This is a genomic window from Brevibacillus sp. SAFN-007a (assembly GCF_051967035.1).
In the GTDB taxonomy this organism is placed as follows: domain Bacteria; phylum Bacillota; class Bacilli; order Brevibacillales; family Brevibacillaceae; genus Brevibacillus.
This window is the reverse complement of record NZ_JBQCKK010000011.1, coordinates 108,113-132,558: the sequence shown is the minus strand read 5'-3', so window position 1 is coordinate 132,558 and position 24,446 is coordinate 108,113. Positions and strand designations below refer to the sequence as shown.

Below are 24,446 nucleotides of genomic sequence, written 5' to 3'. Positions count from 1 at the left end.
GATGAGACTTCCCACAGCGCAAGCTGGTAAGACCCCTCATAGACGATGAGGTTGATAGGTTCGGTGTGGAAGCGCGGTAACGCGTGGAGCTGACGAATACTAATCGGTCGAGGACTTATCCACACACTTAGCTACCATGCAGATTCAGTTTTGAAGGAACAAGATAAAAGCTGTATTCCCGATTACTTTTGCAAGTAATGGAGAATACAGCTTTTTTGCATGGATCAGGCAATAAAGCCACAATGTTGGCTTTTGTCTCTCAAATCTCATTCAAAAAAACGAATGCTCTAATGAAAGTGTCTGTCTACTTGCGAGCATGGTGATTCCGGATGTTTATGCTATGCTGGATGAAAGCACAATTCGAGCTGGAAAAGAGGAAGCCTAGGAACAACAATCGCTAGCTGTTACAGATGAGAGGGGATATACATGCTGATTCTTGCAGTCGAAGATGAACAAGCCCTGCTACAGACTATTGCTGGCGTTTTGAGCGATGAAGGCTATCAAGTGGATACGGCTGATCGGGGAGATGATGGCTTGTTGCTGGGACAACGAGGCATCTATGATTTGCTTGTACTCGATATCATGATGCCGGGCATGGATGGCCTGACTCTGGTAAAAACGCTTCGTGCCAAAGGTATAATGACCCCTGTTCTGTTCTTGACGGCAAAGGACAGTGTCAAGGCAAGAGTCGAGGGATTGGATGCGGGAGCCGATGATTATCTGGTCAAGCCTTTTGCAGCCGAAGAACTGACGGCGAGAGTACGAGCTTTGCTGCGCCGCAACGGAAAAACCGGTACAGAAGGCGAAATGGCATACGGTCCGATTTCATTAAAGGTAAACGAGTACGACGGCTTTGTGGATGACGAGCCGATGAAACTGACATCGAAGGAATACGAGCTGCTCAAGTATTTCCTGCAAAATCGGGAGCAAATCTTGACGCGCCAGCAAATTTTTGACCGCGTATGGGGCATCGATTCAGAAGCGAATTACGGCGTGGTCGATCTGTATGTCCACTATTTGCGCAAAAAGCTGGGAGCTTACGAGAGCTACATTCGCACGATCCGCAACGTGGGCTACATCTTGAAAAAGGAAGAACGGTAATGTTTCGAAAAACGCGGATTCGCCTGGTGACGCTGAATGTCATCGTGGTATTTCTGCTGCTCAATGCGCTGGGGAGTGCCGTGTATTATACGATGAAGTATCGGCTTTATTCGCAAGTAGACCGCGAGCTGACGAAAGTGAGTCAGCGTCTTACGGTAGACCCTTTGCCGCGATTGCAGCGGATCAACGATGATCCTTTTCTGTACAATCGCCTGGATCGAAAAAAGTACATGGAGCTCGATCGCCGGTATGGCTTGCTTGTCTGGGATAGCTTTGGCCGAGTGATCGGGACGGCTTTTGGCGAACGCTTGGAGCCGGAGGCGCTCCCGCATTTTTACCATATCGGCAAGCCGGATGGCATCGAAACTGTGACGGTCAAAGGACAAGTATATCGGGTACAGACAGTCACTGTCCCCAAAAAAGTCCTGGTGGGCGATCACATGCAAGTGGCCTACCAGTTTCAGTTGATTTACAATCTGGCGCCCGAGCAGAATATGCTGAGCAGCCTGTTGTACGTCGTGGTGATTGGCGATGCGGTAAGCATTGTCATTGCCATCATTGCAGGGTGGTTTTTGGCGAGACGCGCCCTCGTTCCGATTCAGTTTTCGTGGGAAAAGCAGCAGCAGTTTATCGCGGATGCTTCGCATGAGCTGCGCACGCCGCTGACAGCGATCATGGTCAATCTGGAGCGGCTGTTCCGGCATCCCGATCATACCATCGAGCAGGAAAGCGAGAAAATCATGATCGGCATGCAGGAGGCGAAACGGTTGAGCAAGCTGGTAGCCGATCTGTTGACGCTCGCCCGCAGCGACTCCAATGAGCTGCAAATCATGAGCAAAAAATTTCGCCTGGATGAAATGGTGCAGAAATGCACGCAGGTGTTTTCCCAACTCGCCATCGTGAAGGAAATCAGCCTGGAGACAGCTATTGAGGAACCGCTGGAGATTGTCGGGGACGAAGAGCGCCTGCACCAGTTGATGGTCATTTTGCTGGACAACGCTCTGAAATACACGAACAAAGGCGGCCGAATCTTTGTCTCTTGCAAAAAAGAAGGGAACCGCGTCGCCATTCTGGTGAAGGACAGCGGGATTGGCATTTCCAAAGAGAACATCCCGTTCTTGTTCGACCGTTTTTACCGGGTGGACAAAATGCGCTCCCGGGCAACGGAAGGAACCGGTCTGGGGCTATCCATCGCCAAGTGGATCGTGGATGCGCACCATGGCAAAATCACAGTGAGCAGCGAAGAAGGCGTGGGAACGAGCTTTTTGGTGACACTTCCATGGAAGTAACGGCTAAGACCGCTTTTCCGAAGAAAAGGAAAGCGGTCTTTCTTTTCCGTTTTCGTGCATGGGGCGAGTGCAAATACTATACTTTTTTGCTTTACATAGTGAGAAAGTCAGGTAAACTACAAGGGAAGAGAGGAGTGGCGAGCGATGAAACTGACAGTAACGGCCCCGGCAGTAGCGTGGTTCAAGGGAGAGTGGGGATGCAAGGAAGGCGACAGCGTCCGCTTTTTTGTCCGCTATGGAGGCGTGAGCACGGTGCAGGATTCGTTTTCCATGGGGATCGCCAAAGAGCAGCCGAACGAAGTCGGGCTTTCTGCGGTAGTAGACGGCATTACCTTTTACATGGAGCAGGATGAGCTGTGGTATATGAATGGACATGGACTGATCGTCGACTATCGGTCGGCGACGGACGAAGTGGATTTCAAACTGGATGAAGCGTGAACAAGCAGCGAACCGCGCCATCAACCGATCCAACCGATACCGAAATGACTCCCGTACAGGAGTCATTTTTATTTTTATACTTAACAAACAAAAATATTTGTTATATTATGAATCTACATTGATTTGGAAAAAGGAGGATGAATGATGCGGGTACTCGATTCGTATGTGGAGCTTGGCGTAGTGGGAATGGCGCGAGCCGCGCAGGCAGGCTGGTTTGGAGGGCACTATGGCGCGGCATTGCTGGCAGGCTATTACATGGATCGCGAGCATGAACTGCCTGAGCATGTGAAAGCGGGGATTGAACGAACTTGTGAGGCGTTTCGGCGCTTGCAGCCGGAATGGTTTGCGCCGCTGGGTGAAGAGGAACAGGCTGATCCGGCTTTGCTGCAGCGGGTCGTTGACGGGCTGGCGCAAAATGTGAAGCAACTGCGGACCTCCGGGCATGGGCTGGCTTTGGGCGTGCTGGCGTTGAAGGCGCTGCGGGAGCGCCCCGATCTGGTTCGGCCGAGTGTGGTCGACGGACTGGTCGAAATGCTGCAAAAGACGACGGAAGACAGGCCGACGCGCTATTGGGGCATCGCCAACTACTTTGCCGTCACAGTGGAGGATGTAGCGGAGGAGGTGCCTCCGTACGACACCACGGAGGAGATGGCAAAAAGAGTGTTTGCCGAGCTGCATACGATCGTGCCGGGGCGCGTGATCGACGGGCAGCGCTACCATTTTGCGGGCGAGATCGTCCATGGTGTAACGCACGCGCAAGCTTTGACAGACCTGGAGCGCTTCGGATACGGGGAGCTGGTGCAGGCAGGCATGGTGAACCACCGGATTCAGACTTACCTCAATCGGCAGATGCCGGAGTTTGTATGGGCGGATGAGGTCAAGGAACCTGCGTTTACGGAGATTTTTTCTCCTGCATACTGGGAAAAAACGTACAGCGATCCGCATGCGCTCAAGCTTCCGTACGCGGCGCTGGATCTGCTGGGCAGGCTGCCTGCCGGGGAGCGCCCAGACGCCGAACGCAATCTGTGCAAGCTGTTGACGACGATGGAGTAGCCAGACGACGAGGGCAAAACAGGGAGTACGACAACTCGCCTCCCTGTTTTGCCTGTCCAGGGAAGACAAGTATTGATCTGTCGAGACAGAAGTATGGTTTAATAGAAGAGAGAGAAAAAGAGAGAAGAGGAGCAGGAGGATTCAGCATGGAGAACAAGATTGTTCCAGAAATGCTGCAGATGATTGGCCAAGCTGTGCCGGAAGAAGTGTCGATTGCGATATCGGATGGCACGCAATACTTGTATTACCAGCCAAGCTCCGCCATTGATCTGAAGATCGCGCCGGGCGATCAGGTTCCGATTGGTTCTGCGACGCACAAGGCGCTGATCGAACGAGGAAAGGTCGGGCATCAGGTGGAAAGTCGCATTTTTGGCGTGCCGTACTACGGTCTGTCGCTGCCGCTGTTTCGCGGGGGAGAGGTCATGGGCTGTATTACCGCCATCTATCCTTTGCAAAGCGTGCCGCTTGCCAATCCGCAGCCGCGGCTGTCGTTTTTGATTGGAAAAAGGGAAGATGGCTGGCTGCCGATTCCGCTCAACGAGATTGTGTACATCAGCTCGCATGAGGGCAAGACGCTCCTGCATTCGGCAAACGGGGCGTACGTGAACAAGTACAGCATGTCCGAGCTGGAATCCATGCTTCCGCCCGAGCGGTTCGCGCGCTGCCATCGCTCTTATTTTGTCAATCTGGAGGCCATCGGCTTTATTCATCCGCACTTCCATTCGACATTCATACTGGAGATGAAGGACAAGCAGAAGACGCGCGTTCCGGTGAGCCAGACGTATGCCAGCTCGTTTCGGCAGTTGCTCGGCTTCTAGCTTGTGCAGACTCCCTGCCAGTGAGAATGGTTCGCTGTTTGTTTTGCTTCCTGTCTGCCGAAATATTCTGCTTTGTGGAAAATCGAGTGCCCGCTCAGCCATCCTGTGCTAGTGTAGGAACAAGAAAAGATGGCAGAGGAGGCTACAAGGATGTGGGAGCGCTTACGCGATAAACGAATGGCAAATAAAATCGTGACAGCTGAGGAAGCAGCAAGTTGGATCGAGGATGGCATGACGATCGGGTTAAGCGGATTCACTCGTGCAGGGGATGCCAAGGTTGTGCCGCTCGCATTGGCAGAGCGCGTCAAAAAAGACAACAAGCCGTTTGGCGTGAATGTATATACAGGGGCTTCGCTCGGATCAGACGTGGACGCCGTCATGGCGGAGGCAGGCATGGTCCAAAAACGGCTGCCGTTTCAAGCCGATCCCGTCATGCGCGGAAAAATCAACGAGGGCAGTATGATGTTCGTGGACCAGCATTTGTCCCATACCGCCGAGCTGATTCGCCAGGGGGCGATGAATGCGATTGATTACGCGATTGTGGAAGCGGTTGCAATTACGGAGGACGGCATGATTATTCCCGCCACTTCTGTCGGCAACTCGAACATTTTCGTCGATTATGCCAAGCATGTCATTGTGGAGCTGAATCTCGCCCAATCCGCTGAACTGGAGGGCATCCATGATATTTATACGCCAGCGAGCCAGGGAGCGCGCGAGCCGATTCCGCTCACGGCAGTAGACCAACGAATGGGGACGGCGGGCATTGTGGTCGATCCCGAAAAAATCAAAGGTATTGTGCTGACAAACCAACTGGATTCGCCATCCACCATTGTCGAGCCGGATGCGGAGACGGCGAAAATCGCTGCCCATCTGCTTGCGTTTTTGCGCGAGGAAGTCAAGGCGGGCCGGCTGCCGGAAAATCTCGCGCCGCTGCAATCGGGGATCGGGTCTGTTGCCAATGCCGTGTTCAACGGTTTTCTCGATTCGGAATTCACCGATCTGACTGTTTACTCCGAAGTGTTGCAGGACGCCGTCTTCGACCTGATGGATGCCGGCAAAATATCGTTTGCTTCCGGCTGTTCGATCACGTTGACGGCAGACAAGATGCAGTACGTCAGGGAACATTTTGCCCAATACCGCGACAAGCTGCTGCTGCGTCCGCAGGAGATTACCAACCATCCGGAAATCATTCGCCGCCTGGGGCTGATCGCCATCAATACGGCGATTGAGGTGGACATCTACGGTAACGTCAATTCGACGAACGTTTCGGGCAGTAAAATGATGAACGGCATCGGCGGTTCTGGCGATTTTGCCCGCAATGCGCGTCTGGGCATCTTCGTAACCAAGTCGATTGCCAAAGGCGGAAAAATCTCCAGTATCGTGTCGTTTGTCTCTCATGTCGATCATACGGAGCATGACGTCGACGTTATCGTCACCGAGCAAGGGCTGGCCGATTTGCGCGGGCTGGCACCACGCGAGCGCGCCGTGAAAATTATTGAGAACTGCGCGCATCCGATGTACCGTGAGCAGCTTACCGCGTACTACGAAGAAGCGCTTGCCCGCGGCGGGCATACCCCGCACGTACTGGAAAAAGCATTTTCCTGGCATGTGCGCTACGCTCTGGAAGGAACCATGTTGGAGAAAAAGCCGGCGCTGACGTAGGCAGTGATGCCATGTACCGATCAGCGAAAAGTGCTCGTAAATGCCGAAAGACCGTCACACTAATGTGACGGTCTCAGACGATATTCAGGCATAAGGGCGAGAGCGGTATGGGGATGGGCGTTACTTGCGGGAAAGCGGATAGTCTACTTCCAGCGGAACCTGAATGAGCACGATCCGCAGCGATGCGTCTGCTTGCGCCTGATAAGTGACGCTGGATGCTTCTTCGGCAGAGATCACGACGAAATCTCCCCGGTTCGCGACTGTCGGCTCGCCAGCTTCGTCTGGTCCGACAATGCTCCCGCTTCCTTCCACGACGACGACAGCATGGGCGTAGCCAGCCGGAAGCTGTAGCGAGCAAGCTTTGCCTGCGTCTATTCCGATATCCTTCATGACAGAATCGGTTACGAGCGAAAGGGGAGCAGCGGGGCCGATGATGGTTTTCACCCATACGCCGTCGGCAGTTTCGATGGGAAACTCCTCGTGGTCGTACTGGTGGTAGGTCGGCGGGGCTTTGATCGTTTGGGCCAGGTGCGGCTCAAACCAGATCTGGAACATCTCGGTATCCTTGCCCAGCTCTTCGGCGTGGTAAGCGCCTGAACCCGTTTGCATGATCTGGGCTCCGCCTGTCGTCACCTGCTGCCAATTGCCCAGCGTGTCCCGGTGACCGACCGTGCCTTTCAAGACGTACGACAAAATTTCAAAGCCGGAATGCGGGTGCAGGGGAATCTCGAACGTTTGGAGAGATGTTGCCCAGGCCCAGTAAAAAAGCGGTCCAACCCGTCTGACAACGGAGTCTTCATGCGGGAAGCCAATCGGTTTGCTTTCAACGATTTCCCCGTTGCCAAAGTGTCCTTGTGCTTGTTCGTTTTGTGTATAGACGCGGATTTCCATTTGTTGTGTCCTCCCTTGGCGGAATGCTGGCTTACGGGTATTGCGCACGATTCCTTAGAACAAAACGTAAGCGCCTGGACCAATCAATGCGACGCCGATCGCGACTGCAATCAAGGTCAGGTTGTACTCATAGCCGTTTTGCGTGACCCAATAGCCATTTTGACCGTGAACCTTTCCGATGGCAACAAGCATGGTCAGGACGATGAGAACAGCGCCCACCCATGTACCGACACCTGCCGCGAACAACAAGCCGCCAATCAGCTCAGCCAGCCCGGCAAGCAGCGCCATGGCAACGCCGGGTTTCACCCCGATAGACTCCAGCCAGCCGCCTGTGCCTTTCAGACCGTAACCGCCAAACCAGCCAAACAGCTTTTGCGCCCCGTGAGCGGCAAACGACAATCCAACGACCAGGCGAATAATCAACAAACCAAGATCCATCATGTGTTCATCTCTCCTTCAATATTTTAAATTATAGTATTTTTAATTTGAGATATTTGGACAAGAAAGGCTGGCGGGCCTTAGAAGGTTTCCGCCAGTTTTGCTGCTTTTTCTACCCCTGCTGCAATGATTTCTTGGGCTTTGTCCGGGAATTGATTGTGACCCTCTACGATCACTTCTGTTACATTGCTGATGCCCCAGAAACCAAGTACAGTGCGAACGTAGCGGTTAGCAAGCTCGATGTCTGCCATTGGGCCGGCGGAGTAAACGCCGCCGCGCGAGCTCAACAGCGCTACTTTTTTGTCGCCCAGCAGTCCTACAGGGCCTTCCGCAGTGTATTTGAATGTTTTGCCTGCTTGCGACAGGTAGTCGATATAGGTGTGCAGCACGGCCGGAACGGTGAAGTTCCACATAGGGAACGCGATCATTACTTTATCCGCTTCAACAAATTGGTTCAAATATTTGCTGACCAGCTCTGCGCCTTTTTGTTCTTCGGCAGTCAGTTCCATGCCGTTTCCTGCCTTGTACATGGCAGTGAGCAGATCGTTACCGTAGTAAGGAAGATTTTCGGCGAACAAGTCCAGCTCGACGATTTCGTCGTTCGGATGATTTTCTTTATACGATTGGACGAAAGCCTCGTACAGCTTTACGCTTACAGCCTGCTCAACCGGGCGATCATTTGCTTTAATGAAAAGTACTTTACTCATGCGAAAAATATTCCCCTTTCTTTTTGTAAGCTTCTAACTTTTAAAGTGTAAATCTTGATTTTAAGATTATTATGCGAAGAAGGCTTTGTCAATACTTTTTTTGTGCCTGTTGGGCGCTGCTCAGTCTAATACGTATCCTGAGCAGCACGTCCCAACTTTTTTAGCAAATCAATGGCTTGTCGTTGTTCTTCCGGCGTAAGCCCTGCGACCGCTTTTTCAATCGCCTGCTGGTGAGGAGGGAAGATTTCGGCCAAAAACGCGCTCCCTTTCTCTGTCAGCTCGGCGTAAATGACGCGGCGATCCGACGAACAGGGCTTGCGAATCAGCAGCTGCTTTTTTTCCAGCTTGTCCACGACGTACGTAATATTTCCGCTGGAGATCAGGATCTTTTCGCCGATTTGTTGCAAGGGCTGCGGACCTTTATGATAGAGGACTTCCAACACGCCAAACTCTGTCGGATTCAATCCGTGCTGGCGGATGTGACGACTGGAATGGGCGCTGACCCAGTTATAGGCTCTCGATAAGACGACAAACAGATCGAGGGCATGATTTCGCTCCATGAAAAAGCCCTCCTTTCATCGAATTTCAATATCTTGAATTTAAGACAATCCTACCTGATGTCGTTTGCCTTTGTCAAATGGCGAAAACACTCGTTTGCAAAACAAAAGTTTTCGTGATAGACTTTTGTTTGTGAGGGGGAAGCTAAGAATGCGACTATCAGAAGATCAGGAGTAAAGGAGGATGACGGTGGAAAAAGACAGGTTGATCCTTCACCACATCCGGCAAAATCCGTTCATCTCCCAGCAGGAGCTGGCTGACTTGATCGGCATCTCGCGCTCCGCTGTGGCAGGGTACATTGCCCAGCTGACCAAGCGCGGCGAGATCAAAGGCAGAGCGTATGTGCTTCGGGAGGAAGGTATGATTGCCTGCATCGGCGGAGCGAACCTCGACCGGAAGGCGCGCGGCAAGCAAGCGGTGCGTCTGCACTCTTCCAATCCGGTCACGATTGTGGAGTCGTGCGGCGGGGTGGCGCGCAATATTGCGGAGAATCTCGGCAGACTCGGATGCACCACGTCCCTTTTCACCAGTATCGGCGAGGACAAGGAAGGCGAGTGGATTTTGCAGGAGACGAAAAAGCACGGCGTAGACATCAGCCAAGTATGGCGTCTGCCGACGCAGCGCACAGGCACGTATACGGCGCTGCTCGATGTCGACGGGGAAATGGTCGTATCGTTGGCCAACATGGATATTTACGATGCGCTCACGCCGGACATGTTTGCGGAGAAGTGGTCCCACCTGGCGGCAGCCCAGGCGATCTTCATGGATACGAACATACCGGAGGATTGTCTGTCCTACATGATTGGCCGATGCCGGGAGGAAAACATCCGCCTTTTCGTTGATCCGGTCTCTTCTGCAAAGGCGAAAAAGCTTCCGCAGCAATTGGACGGAGTAGAAGCGATCCTGCCCAATCGGGAAGAGGCGGAGCTGCTGGCCGGCATGGCGATCCACTCCATCGAGGATTGCGCGAGGGCGTGCCGCAAAATCAGGGAGCGAGGCGTCAAGCACGTCATCGTTACCATGGGCGAAGCGGGCATTTATTATCAGTCGGCCGACGTATCGGAGCACATGGCGCCGTATCCGACAGAAGTCGTAGATGTGACAGGAGCCGGAGATGCGTTTGCATCCGGTCTGCTGTATGGAATCGTGAACGGGGAGTCGTTTCAGGCCGCTTGCCGCCTCGGACTGGCTGCTTCGGCCCTGACGCTGCAAACGGAGCAATCCGTATCTCCCTTTTTAAAACCGGAACAACTGAAACGGACCGTTGAACAATACGAAAAGGAGCGATAAACGATGAAACAATACTTGAGCTTTACGGAAGAAGTGCGCCACGCCCTGGAGAACCATTTGCCGGTCGTTGCCCTGGAGACGACGATTATCTCCCACGGGATGCCGTATCCGCAAAACATCGAGATGGCAAAAGAAGTCGAGCAAATCATCCGCGACAACGGAGCGGTCCCTGCGACAATCGGAATCATGAACGGCAAAATCAAGATTGGCTTGACCGAGAGCGAGTTGGAAGAGTTCGCGACCAACAAGTCGGTAGAAAAAGTGAGCCGCCGCGACTTCCCTTACCTTTTGGCTAGCGGCAAAATCGGCGCGACGACTGTTGCGGCTACGATGATCGCGGCAGACATGGCCGGCATCCGCATGTTCGCGACTGGCGGCATCGGCGGGGTCCACCGCGAAGGCGAGGTCACCTGGGATGTATCCGCAGACTTGACAGAGCTGGCGCAGACGAATGTCGCGGTTGTATGCGCGGGGGCGAAGTCGATCCTCGATATCGGACGCACACTGGAATACCTGGAGACACAAGGGGTTCCAGTAGTCGGCTACCGCACCTCCGAGTTCCCGTCCTTCTTCGCCCGCGAAAGCGGATTTGACGTCGACTTCCGCCTGGATACGCCGGAAGAAGTCGGTACCCTGATGCACACCAAATGGAGTCTGGGTCTGAACGGCGGCCTGATTATTGCCAACCCGGTTCCGGAGGCGGATGCGCTTGACCACAAGCAGATCGAGGCCGTGATCCAGCAAGCGCTCCACGAAGCGAAGGAAAACAACATTGCAGGCAAAAAAGTAACGCCATTCTTGCTCGACAAAGTGAAGCAACTGACAGCAGGCAAAAGCTTGCAAACCAACATCGCACTTGTGCGCCACAATGCGGAGGTAGCGGCGAAAGTAGCGGTAGCGTATCAGCAAGCGGTGAATGAAACAAAATAAGCAAAAAGCAGACAAGCTCCCGGTGGCAGCCATCGGGGGTTTTGTTTTTTCCGGTCGGCGGCCGGGGCAAGGGGAAAATGTTTGGCCCATCACTTGATATACCCTATGGGGGTATTATATAGTGAAGATGGAGAAAAAACGAACCTCAGGGAAACGATACGAGAAATTATACCCCTTGTGGGTATCTGGAGGAATTGGTATGAGTGCCAAAACGGCAGAAGCGACAATTCCGATTGCCGGGATGACCTGTGCGGCCTGCGCGCTTCGTATCGAAAAAGGCTTGCAGAAGCTGGATGGCGTCGAGACCGCCACGGTGAATCTGGCGTTGGAAACATCGACGGTCGTCTTCGATCCGGCGAAAACGAGCCTCGACGATATTCGCTCGAAAATTGAAGCGCTCGGCTACGGCGTCGTCGCAGACAGGCTGGAGCTGAACATTACCGGCATGACGTGTGCGGCTTGCTCGACTCGCATCGAGAAGGGCCTGAGCAGAATGCCCGGGGTCCTGAAGGCGAACGTAAATCTGGCTACGGAAACGGCCACGATCGAATACGATTCGGCGCAGGTGAGCGTGAGGGATTTGGTTCGCCAGGTGGAAAAGTTGGGGTATCAGGCAGCCCGTAAGGAAGAAGCCGCGGACGCGGAGCAGGTTGATCGCCGACTGGCAGAGATCAAGCGGCAGACGCACATGTTCTGGATTTCGCTGGTCTTTTCATTGCCGCTGCTCTGGTCGATGGTGAGTCACTTTTCCTTCACTTCGTTCATCTGGCTGCCGGACTTTTTGATGAACCCGTGGGTGCAGCTGGCTCTGGCGACGCCGGTGCAGTTCATCATCGGGGGGCAGTTTTACGTCGGGGCGTACAAAGCGCTGCGCAACAAAAGCGCCAATATGGATGTGCTTGTCGCGCTCGGCACCTCGGCGGCCTATTTTTATAGCCTGTACGTGGCGATTTCTTCCATCGGCTCTCATGCGCATATGCTGGAGCTGTATTTTGAAACCAGTGCGGTGCTGATTACCTTGATCCGGTTGGGCAAATTGTTGGAGGCGAAGGCCAAGGGACGTTCCTCGGAGGCGATCCGCAAGCTGATGGGCCTGCAAGCGAAAACGGCTGTGGTCGTCCGCGATGGCCTGGAAATGACAATCCCCGTGGAGGACGTGCGGCCGGGTGACGTCGTGCATGTGAAGCCAGGCGACAAAGTGCCTGTTGACGGCATCGTGCTGGAAGGCCAGTCTGCGGTGGATGAATCGATGCTGACGGGAGAGAGCATCCCGGTAGACAAAGCGGCTGGCGATCCGGTTATCGGGGCCACCTTGAACAAAAACGGCTTCCTGAAGGTTACCGCCACCAAAGTCGGCAAAGAAACGGCTCTCGCGCAAATCATCAAGGTCGTGGAAGAGGCGCAAGGGACAAAGGCGCCGATTCAGCGGCTGGCCGACAGCATTTCCGGGATATTCGTTCCCATCGTCGTCGGGATTGCTGTCGTAACGTTTCTCATCTGGTACTTCGCTGCGATTCCCGGCAACTTCGCCGAGGCGCTGGAAAAGGCGATTGCCGTCCTGGTGATCGCGTGCCCGTGCGCGCTTGGGCTGGCTACCCCGACCTCGATCATGGCTGGCTCCGGCCGCGCCGCCGAGCTGGGTATCCTGTTCAAAGGCGGAGAGCATCTGGAAACCGCGCACCATCTGGATACGATCGTCCTCGACAAGACCGGGACCGTCACTAAAGGAGAGCCGGAACTGACAGATGTAATCCCCGTCGATTTTGCCGAGGAATGGCTGGCACTGGTGGGGACTGCGGAGAAAAATTCCGAGCATCCGCTGGCCCAGGCCATCGTTCGCGGCATCGCGGAAAAAGGCGTCGCGCTCTTCGAAACCAGCTCGTTTGAAGCGATCCCCGGCTTGGGCATTCGGGCCACAGTGGAGGGCAAGGACGTGCTGGTCGGCACCCGCCGTCTGCTGGAGCAGCATCACGTGTCGTATCAGGCAGTGGCAGATGCCATGCGCTCGCTGGAGCAGGCGGGAAAAACGGCGATGCTGGTTGGCGTGGACGGCAAGCTGGCCGGTTTGCTCGCCGTGGCCGATACGATCAAGCCGACCTCGAAGCAGGCGATCGCGCGGCTGAAAGCCATGGGCCTGACGGTCATCATGATGACCGGCGACAACCGTCAAACTGCGGAGGCGATTGCCCGCGAGGCAGGAATCGAGCACGTCATCGCCGAAGTCCTGCCCGAAGGCAAGGCCGCGGAAGTGAAGAAGCTGCAAGCCCAAGGCAAGAAGGTCGCCATGGTCGGCGACGGAATCAACGATGCCCCGGCGCTTGCCACCGCCGACATCGGCATGGCAATCGGAACGGGGACAGATGTGGCGATGGAAGCGGCCGATATCACGCTCATGCGCGGCGACCTGACCAGTGTCGCCGACGCCATCGAGATGAGCAAGCGCACCATCCGCAACATCAAGCAAAACTTGTTCTGGGCATTTGCCTACAATGCACTGGGCATTCCGTTTGCCGCCCTTGGCTTCCTCGCCCCGTGGCTCGCCGGAGCGGCAATGGCCTTCAGCTCCGTCTCCGTCGTGCTCAACGCCCTGCGCTTGCAGCGCGTGAAGCTGTAGTCGTCCGTCCACCTACCCATCCAATCCAAAGGAGAGAGTGCGAATGAAAAACGTAACCTTGACTGTCGAAGGCATGTCTTGCCACCATTGCGTGAACACCGTGGAAAAAACCTTGAAGGAGCTGGGCGCAGAGGGCAAAGTCAACCTCGCCGCCAAAACCGTGGAGGTTTCCTATAACGAAAGCACCTTGACGCTGGAAGCGATCAAGGAAGCCATCGAAGAACAAGGATATGACGTCGTTTCATAGCTTTCAGCACGCCAAGCCCCTGCCTGGACCACGAGTTCGGGCGAGGGCTTTTTTCGTCTGAAAAACCGCTGTCGGTGCCTGCTTTGCGTATGAGGAGCCGATGCGGCAAAAAAAAGAGACTTCGCCCTGCACGCGCAGGCGAAGCCTTCTACTTGTTTAGTTGGTTACGAGCCAAGCTGTTTTTCCAAATCTTTATCCAGGACGTACACCTCGATCCGCTCGCCCATCTTCGTGCTGATATCGCTATGGCTGGACAGCACCTTGCACCCGGTCAGCTTCTCGACGATTTGTTCCGATTCCTCGCTGTACATTTCGCGCAAAATCTCGCGCATTTCCTTGACGATCCGCCGACCTTTTTCGTGGCTGGACAGATGCTTTTCCTCGACGGTGAGGACACCTTTGAAGCGGGCGATCACCATGTCAGAGACGATGTATGTTTTGGCCTCCTGCGGCCCCCGTCCGATCAGGTCGCGTTGAAATTTGATAAAGGCTTCGCTGATTTCGGCCTCCAGCTTCTTTTTGATCGAGATGGCCAAACGAGATTCCTCCCAAGATTGCTTCGTTGTGCTCTATCTTACTGAGCCAAAGGGAAGCCTGTCAACCAAGCAAACGAGCAGGGCGACAGGGGGAGAACGCGCCGGATGATCTTTGGTGAAATCGAGAGAGAACGGATGAAATATAGCGCGCGGCTGAGGCTTATAGTGGCTAAATCGCTTACATCCATAAAGAATGCGCAAAGCGTGCCAAAAAGCGAAAATCAAGCCATTAACAACCGATTATGCCGGACGTATAATGAGACTCGTAACCACCAATTGCAAATCTGGCCTAATCCCGAGGCACTCGGGAACGGAGGACCCAATTTTCTGGGGTTAATTCCACGGTTTCGTGGAAGGGATGAGAAACTCTTTCGCCATCCTACCCGTCAGCTAACTTCGTCGGCTAAAGCGAGGGAGGTCAAAAGACCGCCTGTTTGAGGAGGCCTTTTTTGTTGTCTGATGGGACAGCGAGAAAGACTTGTTCGAAACGGAATCCGCAGGTCTTTTCGTTTTGCCCAAAAAAAGAATACGCTGTTTTTTTGGAAAAAGGAAACGGGAGACAAAACGCAAAGAAGGCAAATCAAGTCGGCTGGGCGTTGGGTAGACCAATGAGTACTTTTTCTCCGAAGAAGCGATCGTGTTTCATGTTCATGCCGCTGGGTGCAGGCGGGGGGTGCCCGTCTGTCCATCTTGGCTGGCCTGTCGTGACGATCTTTCGTGTCGGGGAATAGGTAAGCATTGGTCTATTTTTTTACCCGATGGGCAGGCTTTTTCGGGTGAGAAAGCTTGTCCCAAAGGAGAGCGAGAGAGGCGATCCGGTTCGACTTGGTTGGAGAGGAAAAAGGAGGGGCTTGGCATGGATTTGGTTTCGATCGTGCTCTTGGCGCTTGCATTCGGTGCGTTTTTTGCACTCATCCAGTTTTGTGACGCCGTGGTGAGAGAACAGGGAGGGAACGGGCAATGATTCTGTTGCTGCTGATTGTGGCTGGACTCGCCCTCTATCTGGGCCACGCATTGCTTTACCCGGAAAAGGAGTAGGCGAGAAGGTCGAACGATTCATTTCATAGAGGAAGCAGGGGGAATTGTCCGTGGATGTTATACAACTATCACTCGTTTTGGCGGTGCTGCTCGTGTTGGCCATTCCGACGGGACGCTATCTGGCGAGCGCCTTTTCGCTGGAAGAGACACGATGGGACCGTCTGTTTGGCGGGGTGGAAAAAGCGATTTACAGGCTGGCGGGGATTCGCGCCCAAGACATGACCTGGAAACAGTACGCGAAAGCGTTGTTGGTCAGTAATGTTGCGATGGGTGCCATTGCCTATGTGCTGTTGCGGCTGCAAGGAGTGCTGCCGGGCAATCCGGGCGGGGTAGCGGCGATGGACCCGTTGCTTTCGTTCCATACGGCTGTGAGCTTTTTGACGAACACCGATCTGCAGCACTACAGCGGGGAAAGCGGTCTGTCCTACCTGTCGCAGATGATGGTGGTCATGTACCTGATGTTTACGACTCCGGCCACGGGGATTGCCGTCGTCATGGCGTTCATGCGCGGGCTGACCGGGCAGCGCAGCATCGGCAACTTTTACGTGGACCTGGTGCGGGCGCATACGCGGCTGTTGCTACCGCTGGCGGTGGTGGTGACGCTGCTCCTGGTGGCGCAAGGCGTGCCGCAGACGCTGGAACCGACGGCGACCGCGACGACACTGGGCGGCGCCGAGCAGCAAATCGCGCGCGGCCCGGTCGCTTCGTTGGTAGCGATCAAGCATCTGGGCACGAACGGCGGCGGGTTCTTCGGCGTCAACTCCGCGCATCCGTTTGAAAATCCGACGCCGTTGACAAACGTAATGGAAATTCTCGCGATGTTCCTGATTCCGGCGGCCTTGCCGTTTACGTTTGGCTTCCTGACGAAAAACCGCAAGCAGGGCTGGATGATCTTCGGGGCAATGGGCCTGATGTTTCTGGCATTTTTGACGCTCGCCTACACAAGCGAGGCCAACGGTAACCCGGCGCTGGAGCGGGCTGGCTTGTCGCAGGCGATGGGCAGCATGGAAGGAAAAGAAGTGCGCTTCGGCATCGCGCAAAGCGCCCTGTATACAGCGGTGACGACGGCAGCTACGACAGGGGCGGTCAACAACATGCACGATACATTGACCCCGCTGGGCGGCCTCGTGCCGCTTGGGGAAATGATGCTGAACTGCGTGTTCGGCGGAGATGGCGTCGGGACGGTCAACATCTTGATGTACGCGATTTTGGCTGTGTTTATCGCAGGCTTGATGGTTGGCCGCACACCGGAATTTCTCGGGCGAAAAATCGAAGGCAAAGAGATGAAGCTGATCGCGATTGCGATTCTCGTTCATCCGCTGATTGTTTTGGCGCCGACGGCAGTTGCGCTCGCGACAGAGATGGGCACAGCAGGCATCTCCAATCCCGGCTTCCACGGCGTATCTCAGGTGCTGTACGAGTTTGCCTCTTCGGCAGCCAACAACGGCTCGGGCTTGGAGGGATTGGGCGACAACACTCCGTTCTGGAACCTCTCTACTGCCTTGGTCATGCTGATTGGCCGCTACGTCACCATCATTGTGATGCTGGCGGTAGCGGGTTCCCTGCTCGCGAAAACGCCTGTGCCCGAGACGATGGGAACGTTGCGCACGGACAACAGCGTATTTCTGCTGATGTTGCTGGCGACGGTTGTGATCGTGGGGGCGTTGACGTTTTTGCCCGTGCTTGCTCTCGGTCCGGTTGCCGAGTGGCTGACCATCCGCTAATACAGAGAAGACGAAGGAGATATTCCCATGAGCAAAACGCGCACGACTGCGCTTCCCAAAGATTTGTATCGGCGAGCCTTTGTCGAGTCCGTGAAAAAGCTGAACCCGCGGATCATGCTGAAAAATCCGGTCATGTTTGTCGTCGAAGTCGGGTTTTTCCTGACGCTGCTGTTGACGATAGTTCCCGACCTGTTCGGCGGGGCATCGGATCGGCTCTACAACGGCGCCGTCAGCCTGATCTTGCTCGTGACCATCCTGTTTGCCAACTTCGCGGAAGCATTGGCGGAAGGGCGCGGCAAAGCACAGGCCGAGAGTCTGAAAAAAACGAAGCAGGACACAAAAGCGAGAAGGCTCGCCAAAGACGGCACGATTCAGATGGTCAGCGCCACAGAGCTGCGGAAGGGCGATCTGGTGGTGGTGGAGGCAGGCGAACTGATTCCTGCTGACGGCGAAATCGTGGCGGGCATCGCTTCCGTCGATGAATCAGCGATTACGGGTGAATCGGCTCCCGTGATGAAGGAGGCGGGCGGCGACTTCAGCTCGGTTACAGGCGGGACGCGTGTTGTGAGTGATAGCATTCGCGTTCGGGTGACGGCTGATCCCGGCGAGTCGTTCCTCGATCGGATGATCTCGCTGGTCGAAGGGGCAAAACGGCAGAAAACGCCCAACGAAATGGCGTTAAATACGTTGCTGGTCAGCCTGACGCTGATTTTCCTGATCGTCTGCACGACGTTGCAGCCGATTGCCAGCTACGTGAATGCGGCGCTTCCCATCGCTACCCTGGTCGCTTTGCTGGTGTGCCTGATTCCGACCACGATAGGCGGCCTGCTGTCGGCCATCGGGATTGCCGGCATGGACCGGGTCACGCAGTTCAACGTCATTGCGATGTCCGGAAAAGCGGTCGAGGCGTCAGGCGACATCAATACGATCATCTTGGACAAAACCGGCACGATTACGTACGGAAACCGCATGGCAGCAGAGTTTATCCCGGTAGGTGCAGGTACGGCCGCCGAGCTGAACCGGGCGGCAGCGCAAAGCTCGGTACACGACGAAACACCAGAAGGCCGCTCGATCGTGGAATTGGCGAAAAAGCAGGGGCTGTCAGCGAGCGAGCTGGAGTTGCCGGGGTCTCTGGGCGTGGAATTCCGGGCGGAGACGCGCATGAGCGGCACCAATCTGGCAAACGGCGTGCTCATCCGCAAAGGCGCTGTCGATGCGATCAAAGCATACGTGAAGGAGCAGGGCGGGGAGATCCCTGCCGATCTGGACGAAAAGGCGAGCCGGATCGCAACCGCAGGCGGAACGCCGCTGGCAGTGGCGGAGGGCAACGTGATTCTCGGGGTGATTTACTTGAAGGATACGGTGAAGCCGGGTATGCGCGAACGTTTTGAAGAGCTGAGACGGATGGGGATTCGCACCGTGATGTGCACGGGCGATAACCCGCTGACGGCAGCGACGATTGCCCGCGAAGCAGGCGTCGACGACTTTGTGGCGGAAGCGAAGCCGGAGGACAAGATCGCGCTGATCCGCAAAGAACAGGCAGAAGGTAAGCTGGTCGCCATGACAGGCGACGGAACGAATGACGCGCCAGCGCTCGCCCAGGCGGATGTCGGGCTGGCGATGAACAGCGGGACCGCTGCGGCGAAGGAAGCGGCGAACATGGTCGATCTCGACTCCGACCCGACGAAAATTATCGAAGTCGTGGCGATCGGCAAGCAGCTTTTGATGACGCGCGGCGCCTTGACGACGTTCAGTATCGCGAACGACGTGGCGAAATACTTTGCGATCATTCCGGCGATGTTCATGCTGGCGATCCCGCAGATGAACGCCCTCAACATCATGGGGCTGGCTACGCCGCAAAGCGCCATTTTGTCCGCGCTGATTTTCAACGCGCTCATCATCCCGCTTCTGATTCCGCTGGCGATCAAAGGCGTGAAGTACACGCCGATGAGCGCGTCGAGGCTGCTCAGCCGCAATCTCGTCATCTATGGGGGAGGCGGCATCCTCGTCCCGTTTATCGGCATCAAGCTGATCGACCTGCTGCTCGTCGGACTGAACCTTGTGTAAACCCATTGAAAAAAGAAAGCAAAGGTGAACCTGTATGGTCTGGAAAAATCTCCGCTTGTCTCTCGTGTTGCTGCTCGTTTGCGGCCTGGCCTACCCGCTGGCAATGACGGCAATCGCGCAGGTCGTCATGCCAGCCAAGGCGAACGGCAGCCTGATTGCCGATGCGAACGGAACCGTGATCGGCTCCGAGCTGATCGGGCAAACCTTCACCGATCCGAAGTATTTCTGGGGCCGCATTTCTTCCATCGACAACCATGCGGTAGGCTCCGGCTCGAACAACTATGCGCCGTCCCATCCAGCCTTGATTGAGCGCGTGCAAACAGACATCGCCGCTTTTCTGGCAGCCAATCCCGGCGTCAGGCAGGAAGACATTCCGGCCGACCTGCTGACCAACTCCGGTTCCGGTCTGGACCCGCATATCTCGCCGCAGGCGGCTGCCATTCAGGTGCAGCGCGTCGCGAAAGCGCGCCAGCTCGACCCGGCGAAGGTGCAGGCATTGGTTGCTGCGCATACGGAAGGGAGAAGCCTCGGCGTATTCGGCGAGCCGCGGGTGAACGTGCTGAAGCTGAATATCGCTCTGGACCAGTTGAAATAGCAGGAGGGCTGCCAGATGGTCGAGCAGTTTCGCCGAAAGTCCCCGGAGGAAATTTTGCAGTCCATCTCCAGGATGCACCGGGGCCGACTGAAAATCATTTTGGGGGCCGTAAGCGGCTCGGGCAAGACGTATCATCTGCTGATGGAGGGGCAGAGCCTGCGGAAAAAAGGGATTGATGTCGTGATCGCCGCTACCGGAGGGGACGCCTCGCCAAAGCTCGCCCAGATGCGGGAAGGGCTGGAGCAAATCCCTTCTCACGTCTGGCTTTTGCAAGGGGAGGCGCGGCACGATCTCGATGTGGAGAAAATCGTGGAACGCGATCCCGAGGTCGTGCTGGTCGACGGGCTGGCCCATCGCAATCGTCCCGATGCGCCCCGTCCGACGCGACTCGATGACGTCCGCTATTTGCTCGACCATCAGATCAGTGTGATGGCGACCGTCAATATTTACGAGCTGGCGGGCATGAAGGAGCTGGCGGAGCGGTTGACCCGGACGCAGGTGCAGATCGACCAATGTGTACCGGAAGACACGCTGTCGCTCGCGGATGAGGTGAAGCTGTTGGACGTGACCCCGGAAGCGATTCTGAAGCGGCTTCAGGAGGACGGAGCGGCCACCCGCAGCAACCATCCGCTGTTTCGCCGGGACAATCTGCACGTGCTGCGGGAGCTGGCTCTGCGCTTCGTCGCCACAGGCGTGAATGAAGATTTGGAGGACTACCGCGAGAAGCACGGCATGGTCGGCGCATCCGGGGCGACGGAGCGAATTCTCGTCTCGGCCCAGTATCATTGGAACGGCTCGATTCTGGTCCGGCGCGGACAACAGGTTGCCAAACGGCTCGGCGGAGAACTTTTGGTCGTCTGTTTTCGCCCGTTGCACAAAAAGCTGACCAAAGAGGAAGCGACGTTTCGCAGAGCGATCGTCAAGCTCGTCGATAAAGTGGGCGGGACGTTTGCGGAAGCGCCGTTGCGGCGGGAAACGGACGTGGCGGGCGAGCTGGTCGCCTACGCGATGGCCCGCAATGTGACCCGCATCGTCATGGGGCAGTCCAAGCGAACGCGCTGGGAAGAAATCTGGCGCGGCTCGGTTGTCCATAAAATTCTCAGGCAGACCCAAAACATTGATATTTTGATCGTGGCCGACCGCTCGGAGCGCGACGGGGAGCGGGTCCTGCCAGCCAGGCGCAAAGCTGCGGAAGCCGCCAACCCATACCGCCGTCTGTCGCAGGCAGAGCTGGAGCAACAGATCGGGAAAATCAGGCGCGGCACCTTGAAGGTGTATGTCGGAGCAGCGCCGGGCGTCGGCAAGACGTACACGATGCTGCGGGAAGGAAACGAGCTGGCCAAGAGCGGCATTGATGTGGTGATCGGCCTGCTGGAAACCCACGGGCGAAAAGAAACCAGCGAGCAGATCGGCGCGCTTCCCCTGATTCCGCGCAAGCGCATCCCCTACAAAAACGTGACGCTGGAAGAGATGGACACGGACGAGATTATCCGGCGCAATCCGGAGGTCGTGCTGGTGGATGAGCTGGCTCATACCAACGCACCAGGCAGCGAGCGCGAAAAAAGGTACCAGGATGTGGAAGCGCTTCTTGCGGCAGGCATCTCGGTGATTGCCACGATGAACATTCAACACCTGGAGAGCTTGAATGACAGCGTAGAGCAAATCACGGGCGTCCGCGTGCGGGAGACGGTTCCCGACCATATTTTGCACCAGGCGGACGAAGTGGAGCTGATCGACATTTCCCCCAAGGCGCTGCGGCAGCGGATGCGTGAGGGCAACATTTACGCGCGGGAAAAGGTAGAGCAGGCGCTGGCGAATTTTTTTCGGACGGGGAACCTGATTGCCTTGCGGGAGCTGGCCTTGCGCGAGGTGGCGGACGATGTCGACGAACGGCTGGAGGCGTGGGAGCGGCGAACGCTGCGCGGGCCCTGGCGACAGCGGGAGGTCATTTTTGTCTGCGTCAATCTGCGTGCGGACAGCGAGCGGTTGATTCGCCGAGGCTTCCGTATCGCCTATCGGCTGAAGGCTGTCTGGTATGTGGCGTATGTCCAGGATCACGAGCCGCTGACGGAAGAGGAAGCGGGGCAACTGGCCAAGCTGCGCGCCTTGACCGAGCGGCTGGGGGGACGCTTCGAGTCCTACAAGGCAGCGAGTCGGCGCCAGGTTTTTACCCAGCTCATCTTCCACATGAACGAAAAAGGCGCGACACAGGTCATCATCGGGCAATCGGCGCGGACGAGGTGGAAGGAAATCTGCGAAGGCTCAGTCGTTCAGCGGCTGCTGCGGGAAGCGCGGCACATGGATGTGTTGGTCGTAGCCGATCAGGCACCGGACAAAAGCTAGAGGAGGAGTAGCATGGGCACAGAAAAAGCAGGGCAATGGGCGAAAAGCCTCCGGGACGCCTACAGCCGTTTGGAGTGCCTGACCGAAGCGTGCGCCCGGCAGGGGCAGGAGGACGAGCGCCCGCGGAGGGCGGAAGCCTTGCTGTTTTTGGCGCTGGCGCGGATTTATGTGGAGGAAGAGGAAATACGCGTTCGGCAAAAGCTCAAGCGCAAGTCTTCCCAACGCATCTCGCGGGTCATTCATGAGCGGGTCGGGGAGTTTTTGGCGGGGCGAATTGCCGGATTGTCTGTTCAGGTAATGGACGGTCTGCTGTTTCTTTGGAGCAAGGACCAGTTGGTCGCGGCGCTCAAATGCATTCCCGATCTGGGCAGCTACGACACTCGCTCCTGGAACGCTACCCTGGCCCGTTTTGCCAAGCAGTATCAGAAGCGTTACAAGCTTTCGCCCGACAAGCTGCTGTTTGTCGTCTGCTCGCTCGCCAAAAGCCTGGATGCCGCGCACGCCAAGGAATTGACCGGAATCGAAGTCCGCTGCGGGACGGCGCTGACCGCTCCGCGCTATCAGGAGGCGCTGCAAACGTATGTCAACAAATGCGTGGCAGCGATGGACGCGATTCCGGCGCCGTTTCAGCAAGTGTATTTTTTGAGTCCGGGCGTCCATCCGAATACGTTTGCCTGCCGCCTGCTGCGAGGCGAGCAGGCCCGCATGCCGGAATGCTGGCTGGCGCCTTCTGTCAGCGAACTGGTGCAATCGATCCAGTCCAGGCTGTGCTGTACGGGTAATGGCTAGTTCACAAGCACGGGATTGTCTAGGGGGGAAAAGCGGCCGGTATTCCGCTGTTTGTACGAGCGTCTCATCGGGCAATTGCTCGTTCGCGCATGTGCCACTCGCGTTCCAGGCTCTTTTTCTGCTACACTATCAATATAAGTAATTGCTTATATACGGAGGAGAAGCCGATGTTCAAAAAGCTGATGGCAAAATTCGGTGTAGGAGCGGCAACGGTTGATCTCAAGCTGGACGCCCCTGGCTACCGACTGGGAGAGACGATGACCGGTGTCGTGCGAATCGAGGGCGGCAACGTGGAGCAGCGCATTTCCGAGCTGAGCGCAGTCCTCTTGATGCGCGTGAATCTGCGCGGGCAGGAAGTGACCAAGCAGGTGCAGGTCTACCCGATCAGCCGTCACTTTACGGTACAGCCAAAGCCGTTCGTGCAGGAGATTCCGTTTTCGTTTGCGATGCCGTATGGACTGGCTGCGTCGACGCCAGCGATCCAGTACGCGCTGCAAACCAAGCTCGATGTGGAAATGGCGCTCGACCCGACCGATTTTGACCGCGTCGAGATTTTGCCTCCCGAGCCGGTGGAGCGCGTACTCTGTGCGTTTGACCGCCTGAACTTGCGCCAAAAGCCAGACTCCGGCAAGCTGACGCCGTACGGACAAGAGTTCTCCTTTTTCCCGGCTGCCAACCTGGGTATTCCGCTCAAGGAGCTGGACGTAATCTTTTTCACTGCGCCAGACGAGCTGCGCATGCTGGTAGAGCTGGATCTGGCTACAGGCTTTTTGCGCCGCGAGAAGGAGTACAAGGCCGAAATCGTGGTTCCGCAGCCATTGCTCGCAGACGGACAGGAGGAAGAGCTGTCCCGCTATCTGATCGAGAAAATTCGCGAATACGCGAACAATCCGCAAGCGATTCCGTACGTGTCGCTCGCTTCCTACCAACAGGGGCATTACGGATACGGCCACCACGGCCATCGCGGCAGCGGCATGGGCGGCATGATCGGGGGCATGGCAGCCGGGTTCCTCGGCGGCATGCTGCTCGGCGAGCTGATGTCGCCGGATGAGGAAATGGCCTCCGAGGATGGCGACGCGGGCGAAGAAGAGCTGGATTTTGACTTTGGCGGATTTGACGAGGAGCTGTAACAGGCATTCCTCCTACGCATACAGGAAAGAAAGCCATTGCTTGCTGGATGACGGCAGGCAATGGCTTTTTTGGTGCAGGAAAAAAGCGAAACCGGGCGTGACCTCAGCGACGCGTCCACTCACGGCTTTTTGCAAAGCGCCGAGCGCTTCGGTGATGTGCCGATCCCTTGTTTGTTTGCACAGGAAAA

General features: G+C 56.1%; 22 protein-coding genes, 1 rRNA gene and 1 riboswitch. Of the genes, 18 read left to right on the top strand and 5 right to left on the bottom strand.

Translation table 11 applies throughout. The features are described 5' to 3' along the window. From ACTHO6_RS13670 to ACTHO6_RS13640, 7 genes are all read left to right on the top strand, one after another. A 23S ribosomal RNA gene (locus ACTHO6_RS13670) occupies window positions 1-123 on the top strand; the annotation flags it as partial. Window positions 124-426: 303 nt separating this feature from the next. Next, window positions 427-1,101, top strand: coding sequence for a response regulator transcription factor (locus ACTHO6_RS13665; protein WP_440242124.1), 675 nt, complete (start codon window positions 427-429; stop codon window positions 1,099-1,101). Continuing rightward, on the top strand, window positions 1,101-2,390 hold the full coding sequence (locus tag ACTHO6_RS13660; RefSeq protein ID WP_440242123.1) for a sensor histidine kinase: 1,290 nt from the start codon (window positions 1,101-1,103) through the stop codon (window positions 2,388-2,390). Before ACTHO6_RS13665 ends, ACTHO6_RS13660 begins: the two co-directional genes overlap by 1 nt. 144 nt (window positions 2,391-2,534) lie before the next feature. Next, a complete protein-coding gene (locus ACTHO6_RS13655) occupies window positions 2,535-2,828 on the top strand; it encodes a HesB/YadR/YfhF family protein (RefSeq protein WP_440242122.1) in 294 nt (97 codons plus the stop codon). A 144-nt stretch (window positions 2,829-2,972) separates the two neighbouring features. Beyond that, window positions 2,973-3,881 carry a hypothetical protein gene (locus ACTHO6_RS13650; protein ID WP_440242121.1) on the top strand — a complete coding sequence of 303 codons (909 nt, stop codon included), beginning with the start codon at window positions 2,973-2,975 and terminating at the stop codon, window positions 3,879-3,881. 146 nt (window positions 3,882-4,027) lie between these two features. Beyond that, window positions 4,028-4,699, top strand: a complete 672-nt coding sequence (locus tag ACTHO6_RS13645) for a LytTR family DNA-binding domain-containing protein (protein WP_440242120.1) — start codon at window positions 4,028-4,030, stop codon at window positions 4,697-4,699. Window positions 4,700-4,849: 150 nt separating this feature from the next. After that, window positions 4,850-6,361: an acetyl-CoA hydrolase/transferase family protein gene (locus ACTHO6_RS13640; RefSeq protein ID WP_440242119.1), complete on the top strand. Its 1,512-nt coding sequence runs from the start codon at window positions 4,850-4,852 to the stop codon at window positions 6,359-6,361. 120 nt (window positions 6,362-6,481) lie between these two features. On the opposite strand, the gene ACTHO6_RS13635 is transcribed toward ACTHO6_RS13640, so the two are convergent. The 4 genes from ACTHO6_RS13635 to ACTHO6_RS13620 form a co-directional block, all read right to left on the bottom strand. Further along, window positions 6,482-7,252, bottom strand: coding sequence for a pirin family protein (locus ACTHO6_RS13635; protein ID WP_440242118.1), 771 nt, complete (start codon window positions 7,250-7,252; stop codon window positions 6,482-6,484). Window positions 7,253-7,306: 54 nt separating this feature from the next. After that, complete coding sequence (locus tag ACTHO6_RS13630) at window positions 7,307-7,693, bottom strand: DoxX family protein (protein ID WP_440242117.1); 387 nt, start codon at window positions 7,691-7,693, stop codon at window positions 7,307-7,309. Between the two features lie 77 nt (window positions 7,694-7,770). Then, complete coding sequence (locus ACTHO6_RS13625) at window positions 7,771-8,397, bottom strand: FMN-dependent NADH-azoreductase (RefSeq protein ID WP_440242116.1); 627 nt, start codon at window positions 8,395-8,397, stop codon at window positions 7,771-7,773. 125 nt (window positions 8,398-8,522) lie between these two features. After that, window positions 8,523-8,957, bottom strand: coding sequence for a MarR family winged helix-turn-helix transcriptional regulator (locus ACTHO6_RS13620; protein WP_440242115.1), 435 nt, complete (start codon window positions 8,955-8,957; stop codon window positions 8,523-8,525). 187 nt (window positions 8,958-9,144) lie between these two features. Between ACTHO6_RS13620 and ACTHO6_RS13615 the strand changes: the two genes are divergently transcribed. From ACTHO6_RS13615 to ACTHO6_RS13600, 4 genes are all read left to right on the top strand, one after another. Beyond that, on the top strand, window positions 9,145-10,245 hold the full coding sequence (locus ACTHO6_RS13615) for a carbohydrate kinase (RefSeq protein ID WP_440242135.1): 1,101 nt from the start codon (window positions 9,145-9,147) through the stop codon (window positions 10,243-10,245). 3 nt (window positions 10,246-10,248) lie between these two features. After that, a complete protein-coding gene (locus tag ACTHO6_RS13610; protein ID WP_440242114.1) occupies window positions 10,249-11,175 on the top strand; it encodes a pseudouridine-5'-phosphate glycosidase in 927 nt (308 codons plus the stop codon). Between the two features lie 199 nt (window positions 11,176-11,374). Further along, complete coding sequence (locus tag ACTHO6_RS13605; RefSeq protein WP_440242112.1) at window positions 11,375-13,789, top strand: heavy metal translocating P-type ATPase; 2,415 nt, start codon at window positions 11,375-11,377, stop codon at window positions 13,787-13,789. Window positions 13,790-13,832: 43 nt separating this feature from the next. Then, window positions 13,833-14,036, top strand: a complete 204-nt coding sequence (locus tag ACTHO6_RS13600) for a copper ion binding protein (protein ID WP_440242111.1) — start codon at window positions 13,833-13,835, stop codon at window positions 14,034-14,036. Window positions 14,037-14,200: 164 nt separating this feature from the next. On the opposite strand, the gene ACTHO6_RS13595 is transcribed toward ACTHO6_RS13600, so the two are convergent. Continuing rightward, window positions 14,201-14,572 (bottom strand): DUF2294 domain-containing protein, encoded by a 372-nt coding sequence (locus ACTHO6_RS13595; RefSeq protein WP_005832223.1) that lies wholly within the window; start codon window positions 14,570-14,572, stop codon window positions 14,201-14,203. 276 nt (window positions 14,573-14,848) lie between these two features. Continuing rightward, window positions 14,849-14,992, top strand: a riboswitch (cyclic di-AMP (ydaO/yuaA leader). A 540-nt stretch (window positions 14,993-15,532) separates the two neighbouring features. Between ACTHO6_RS13595 and ACTHO6_RS13590 the strand changes: the two genes are divergently transcribed. The 7 genes from ACTHO6_RS13590 (at window position 15,533) to ACTHO6_RS13560 (ending at window position 24,258) form a co-directional block, all read left to right on the top strand. Continuing rightward, window positions 15,533-15,610 (top strand): potassium-transporting ATPase subunit F, encoded by a 78-nt coding sequence (locus ACTHO6_RS13590; protein WP_440242134.1) that lies wholly within the window; start codon window positions 15,533-15,535, stop codon window positions 15,608-15,610. Window positions 15,611-15,660: 50 nt separating this feature from the next. Next, window positions 15,661-17,334, top strand: coding sequence for a potassium-transporting ATPase subunit KdpA (gene kdpA, locus ACTHO6_RS13585; RefSeq protein ID WP_440242110.1), 1,674 nt, complete (start codon window positions 15,661-15,663; stop codon window positions 17,332-17,334). A gap of 27 nt (window positions 17,335-17,361) precedes the next feature. After that, a complete protein-coding gene (gene kdpB / locus ACTHO6_RS13580; protein ID WP_440242109.1) occupies window positions 17,362-19,401 on the top strand; it encodes a potassium-transporting ATPase subunit KdpB in 2,040 nt (679 codons plus the stop codon). Window positions 19,402-19,435: 34 nt separating this feature from the next. Further along, window positions 19,436-19,996 (top strand): potassium-transporting ATPase subunit KdpC, encoded by a 561-nt coding sequence (kdpC, locus tag ACTHO6_RS13575; RefSeq protein ID WP_440242108.1) that lies wholly within the window; start codon window positions 19,436-19,438, stop codon window positions 19,994-19,996. A gap of 15 nt (window positions 19,997-20,011) precedes the next feature. Then, a complete protein-coding gene (locus ACTHO6_RS13570; RefSeq protein ID WP_440242107.1) occupies window positions 20,012-22,339 on the top strand; it encodes a histidine kinase in 2,328 nt (775 codons plus the stop codon). Window positions 22,340-22,351: 12 nt separating this feature from the next. After that, on the top strand, window positions 22,352-23,128 hold the full coding sequence (locus ACTHO6_RS13565) for a hypothetical protein (protein ID WP_440242106.1): 777 nt from the start codon (window positions 22,352-22,354) through the stop codon (window positions 23,126-23,128). Window positions 23,129-23,295: 167 nt separating this feature from the next. Continuing rightward, a complete protein-coding gene (locus tag ACTHO6_RS13560; protein ID WP_440242105.1) occupies window positions 23,296-24,258 on the top strand; it encodes a sporulation protein in 963 nt (320 codons plus the stop codon). Window positions 24,259-24,446 lie beyond the last annotated feature (188 nt).

What these genes read in the sequence shown, in the direction of transcription:
- ACTHO6_RS13560 (WP_440242105.1), top strand. Translation starts at nt 23,296, where the DNA reads ATGTTCAAAAAGCTGATGGCAAAATTCGGTGTAGGAGCGGCAACGGTT.
- ACTHO6_RS13570 (WP_440242107.1), top strand. Translation starts at nt 20,012, where the DNA reads ATGGTCGAGCAGTTTCGCCGAAAGTCCCCGGAGGAAATTTTGCAGTCC.
- ACTHO6_RS13650 (WP_440242121.1), top strand. Translation starts at nt 2,973, where the DNA reads ATGCGGGTACTCGATTCGTATGTGGAGCTTGGCGTAGTGGGAATGGCG.
- kdpC (WP_440242108.1), top strand. Translation starts at nt 19,436, where the DNA reads ATGGTCTGGAAAAATCTCCGCTTGTCTCTCGTGTTGCTGCTCGTTTGC.
- ACTHO6_RS13620 (WP_440242115.1), bottom strand. Translation starts at nt 8,957, where the DNA reads ATGGAGCGAAATCATGCCCTCGATCTGTTTGTCGTCTTATCGAGAGCC.
- ACTHO6_RS13565 (WP_440242106.1), top strand. Translation starts at nt 22,352, where the DNA reads ATGGGCACAGAAAAAGCAGGGCAATGGGCGAAAAGCCTCCGGGACGCC.
- kdpB (WP_440242109.1), top strand. Translation starts at nt 17,362, where the DNA reads ATGAGCAAAACGCGCACGACTGCGCTTCCCAAAGATTTGTATCGGCGA.
- ACTHO6_RS13655 (WP_440242122.1), top strand. Translation starts at nt 2,535, where the DNA reads ATGAAACTGACAGTAACGGCCCCGGCAGTAGCGTGGTTCAAGGGAGAG.
- ACTHO6_RS13610 (WP_440242114.1), top strand. Translation starts at nt 10,249, where the DNA reads ATGAAACAATACTTGAGCTTTACGGAAGAAGTGCGCCACGCCCTGGAG.
- ACTHO6_RS13645 (WP_440242120.1), top strand. Translation starts at nt 4,028, where the DNA reads ATGGAGAACAAGATTGTTCCAGAAATGCTGCAGATGATTGGCCAAGCT.
- ACTHO6_RS13640 (WP_440242119.1), top strand. Translation starts at nt 4,850, where the DNA reads ATGTGGGAGCGCTTACGCGATAAACGAATGGCAAATAAAATCGTGACA.
- ACTHO6_RS13665 (WP_440242124.1), top strand. Translation starts at nt 427, where the DNA reads ATGCTGATTCTTGCAGTCGAAGATGAACAAGCCCTGCTACAGACTATT.
- ACTHO6_RS13590 (WP_440242134.1), top strand. Translation starts at nt 15,533, where the DNA reads ATGATTCTGTTGCTGCTGATTGTGGCTGGACTCGCCCTCTATCTGGGC.
- ACTHO6_RS13630 (WP_440242117.1), bottom strand. Translation starts at nt 7,693, where the DNA reads ATGATGGATCTTGGTTTGTTGATTATTCGCCTGGTCGTTGGATTGTCG.
- ACTHO6_RS13600 (WP_440242111.1), top strand. Translation starts at nt 13,833, where the DNA reads ATGAAAAACGTAACCTTGACTGTCGAAGGCATGTCTTGCCACCATTGC.
- ACTHO6_RS13635 (WP_440242118.1), bottom strand. Translation starts at nt 7,252, where the DNA reads ATGGAAATCCGCGTCTATACACAAAACGAACAAGCACAAGGACACTTT.
- ACTHO6_RS13625 (WP_440242116.1), bottom strand. Translation starts at nt 8,397, where the DNA reads ATGAGTAAAGTACTTTTCATTAAAGCAAATGATCGCCCGGTTGAGCAG.
- ACTHO6_RS13660 (WP_440242123.1), top strand. Translation starts at nt 1,101, where the DNA reads ATGTTTCGAAAAACGCGGATTCGCCTGGTGACGCTGAATGTCATCGTG.
- ACTHO6_RS13605 (WP_440242112.1), top strand. Translation starts at nt 11,375, where the DNA reads ATGAGTGCCAAAACGGCAGAAGCGACAATTCCGATTGCCGGGATGACC.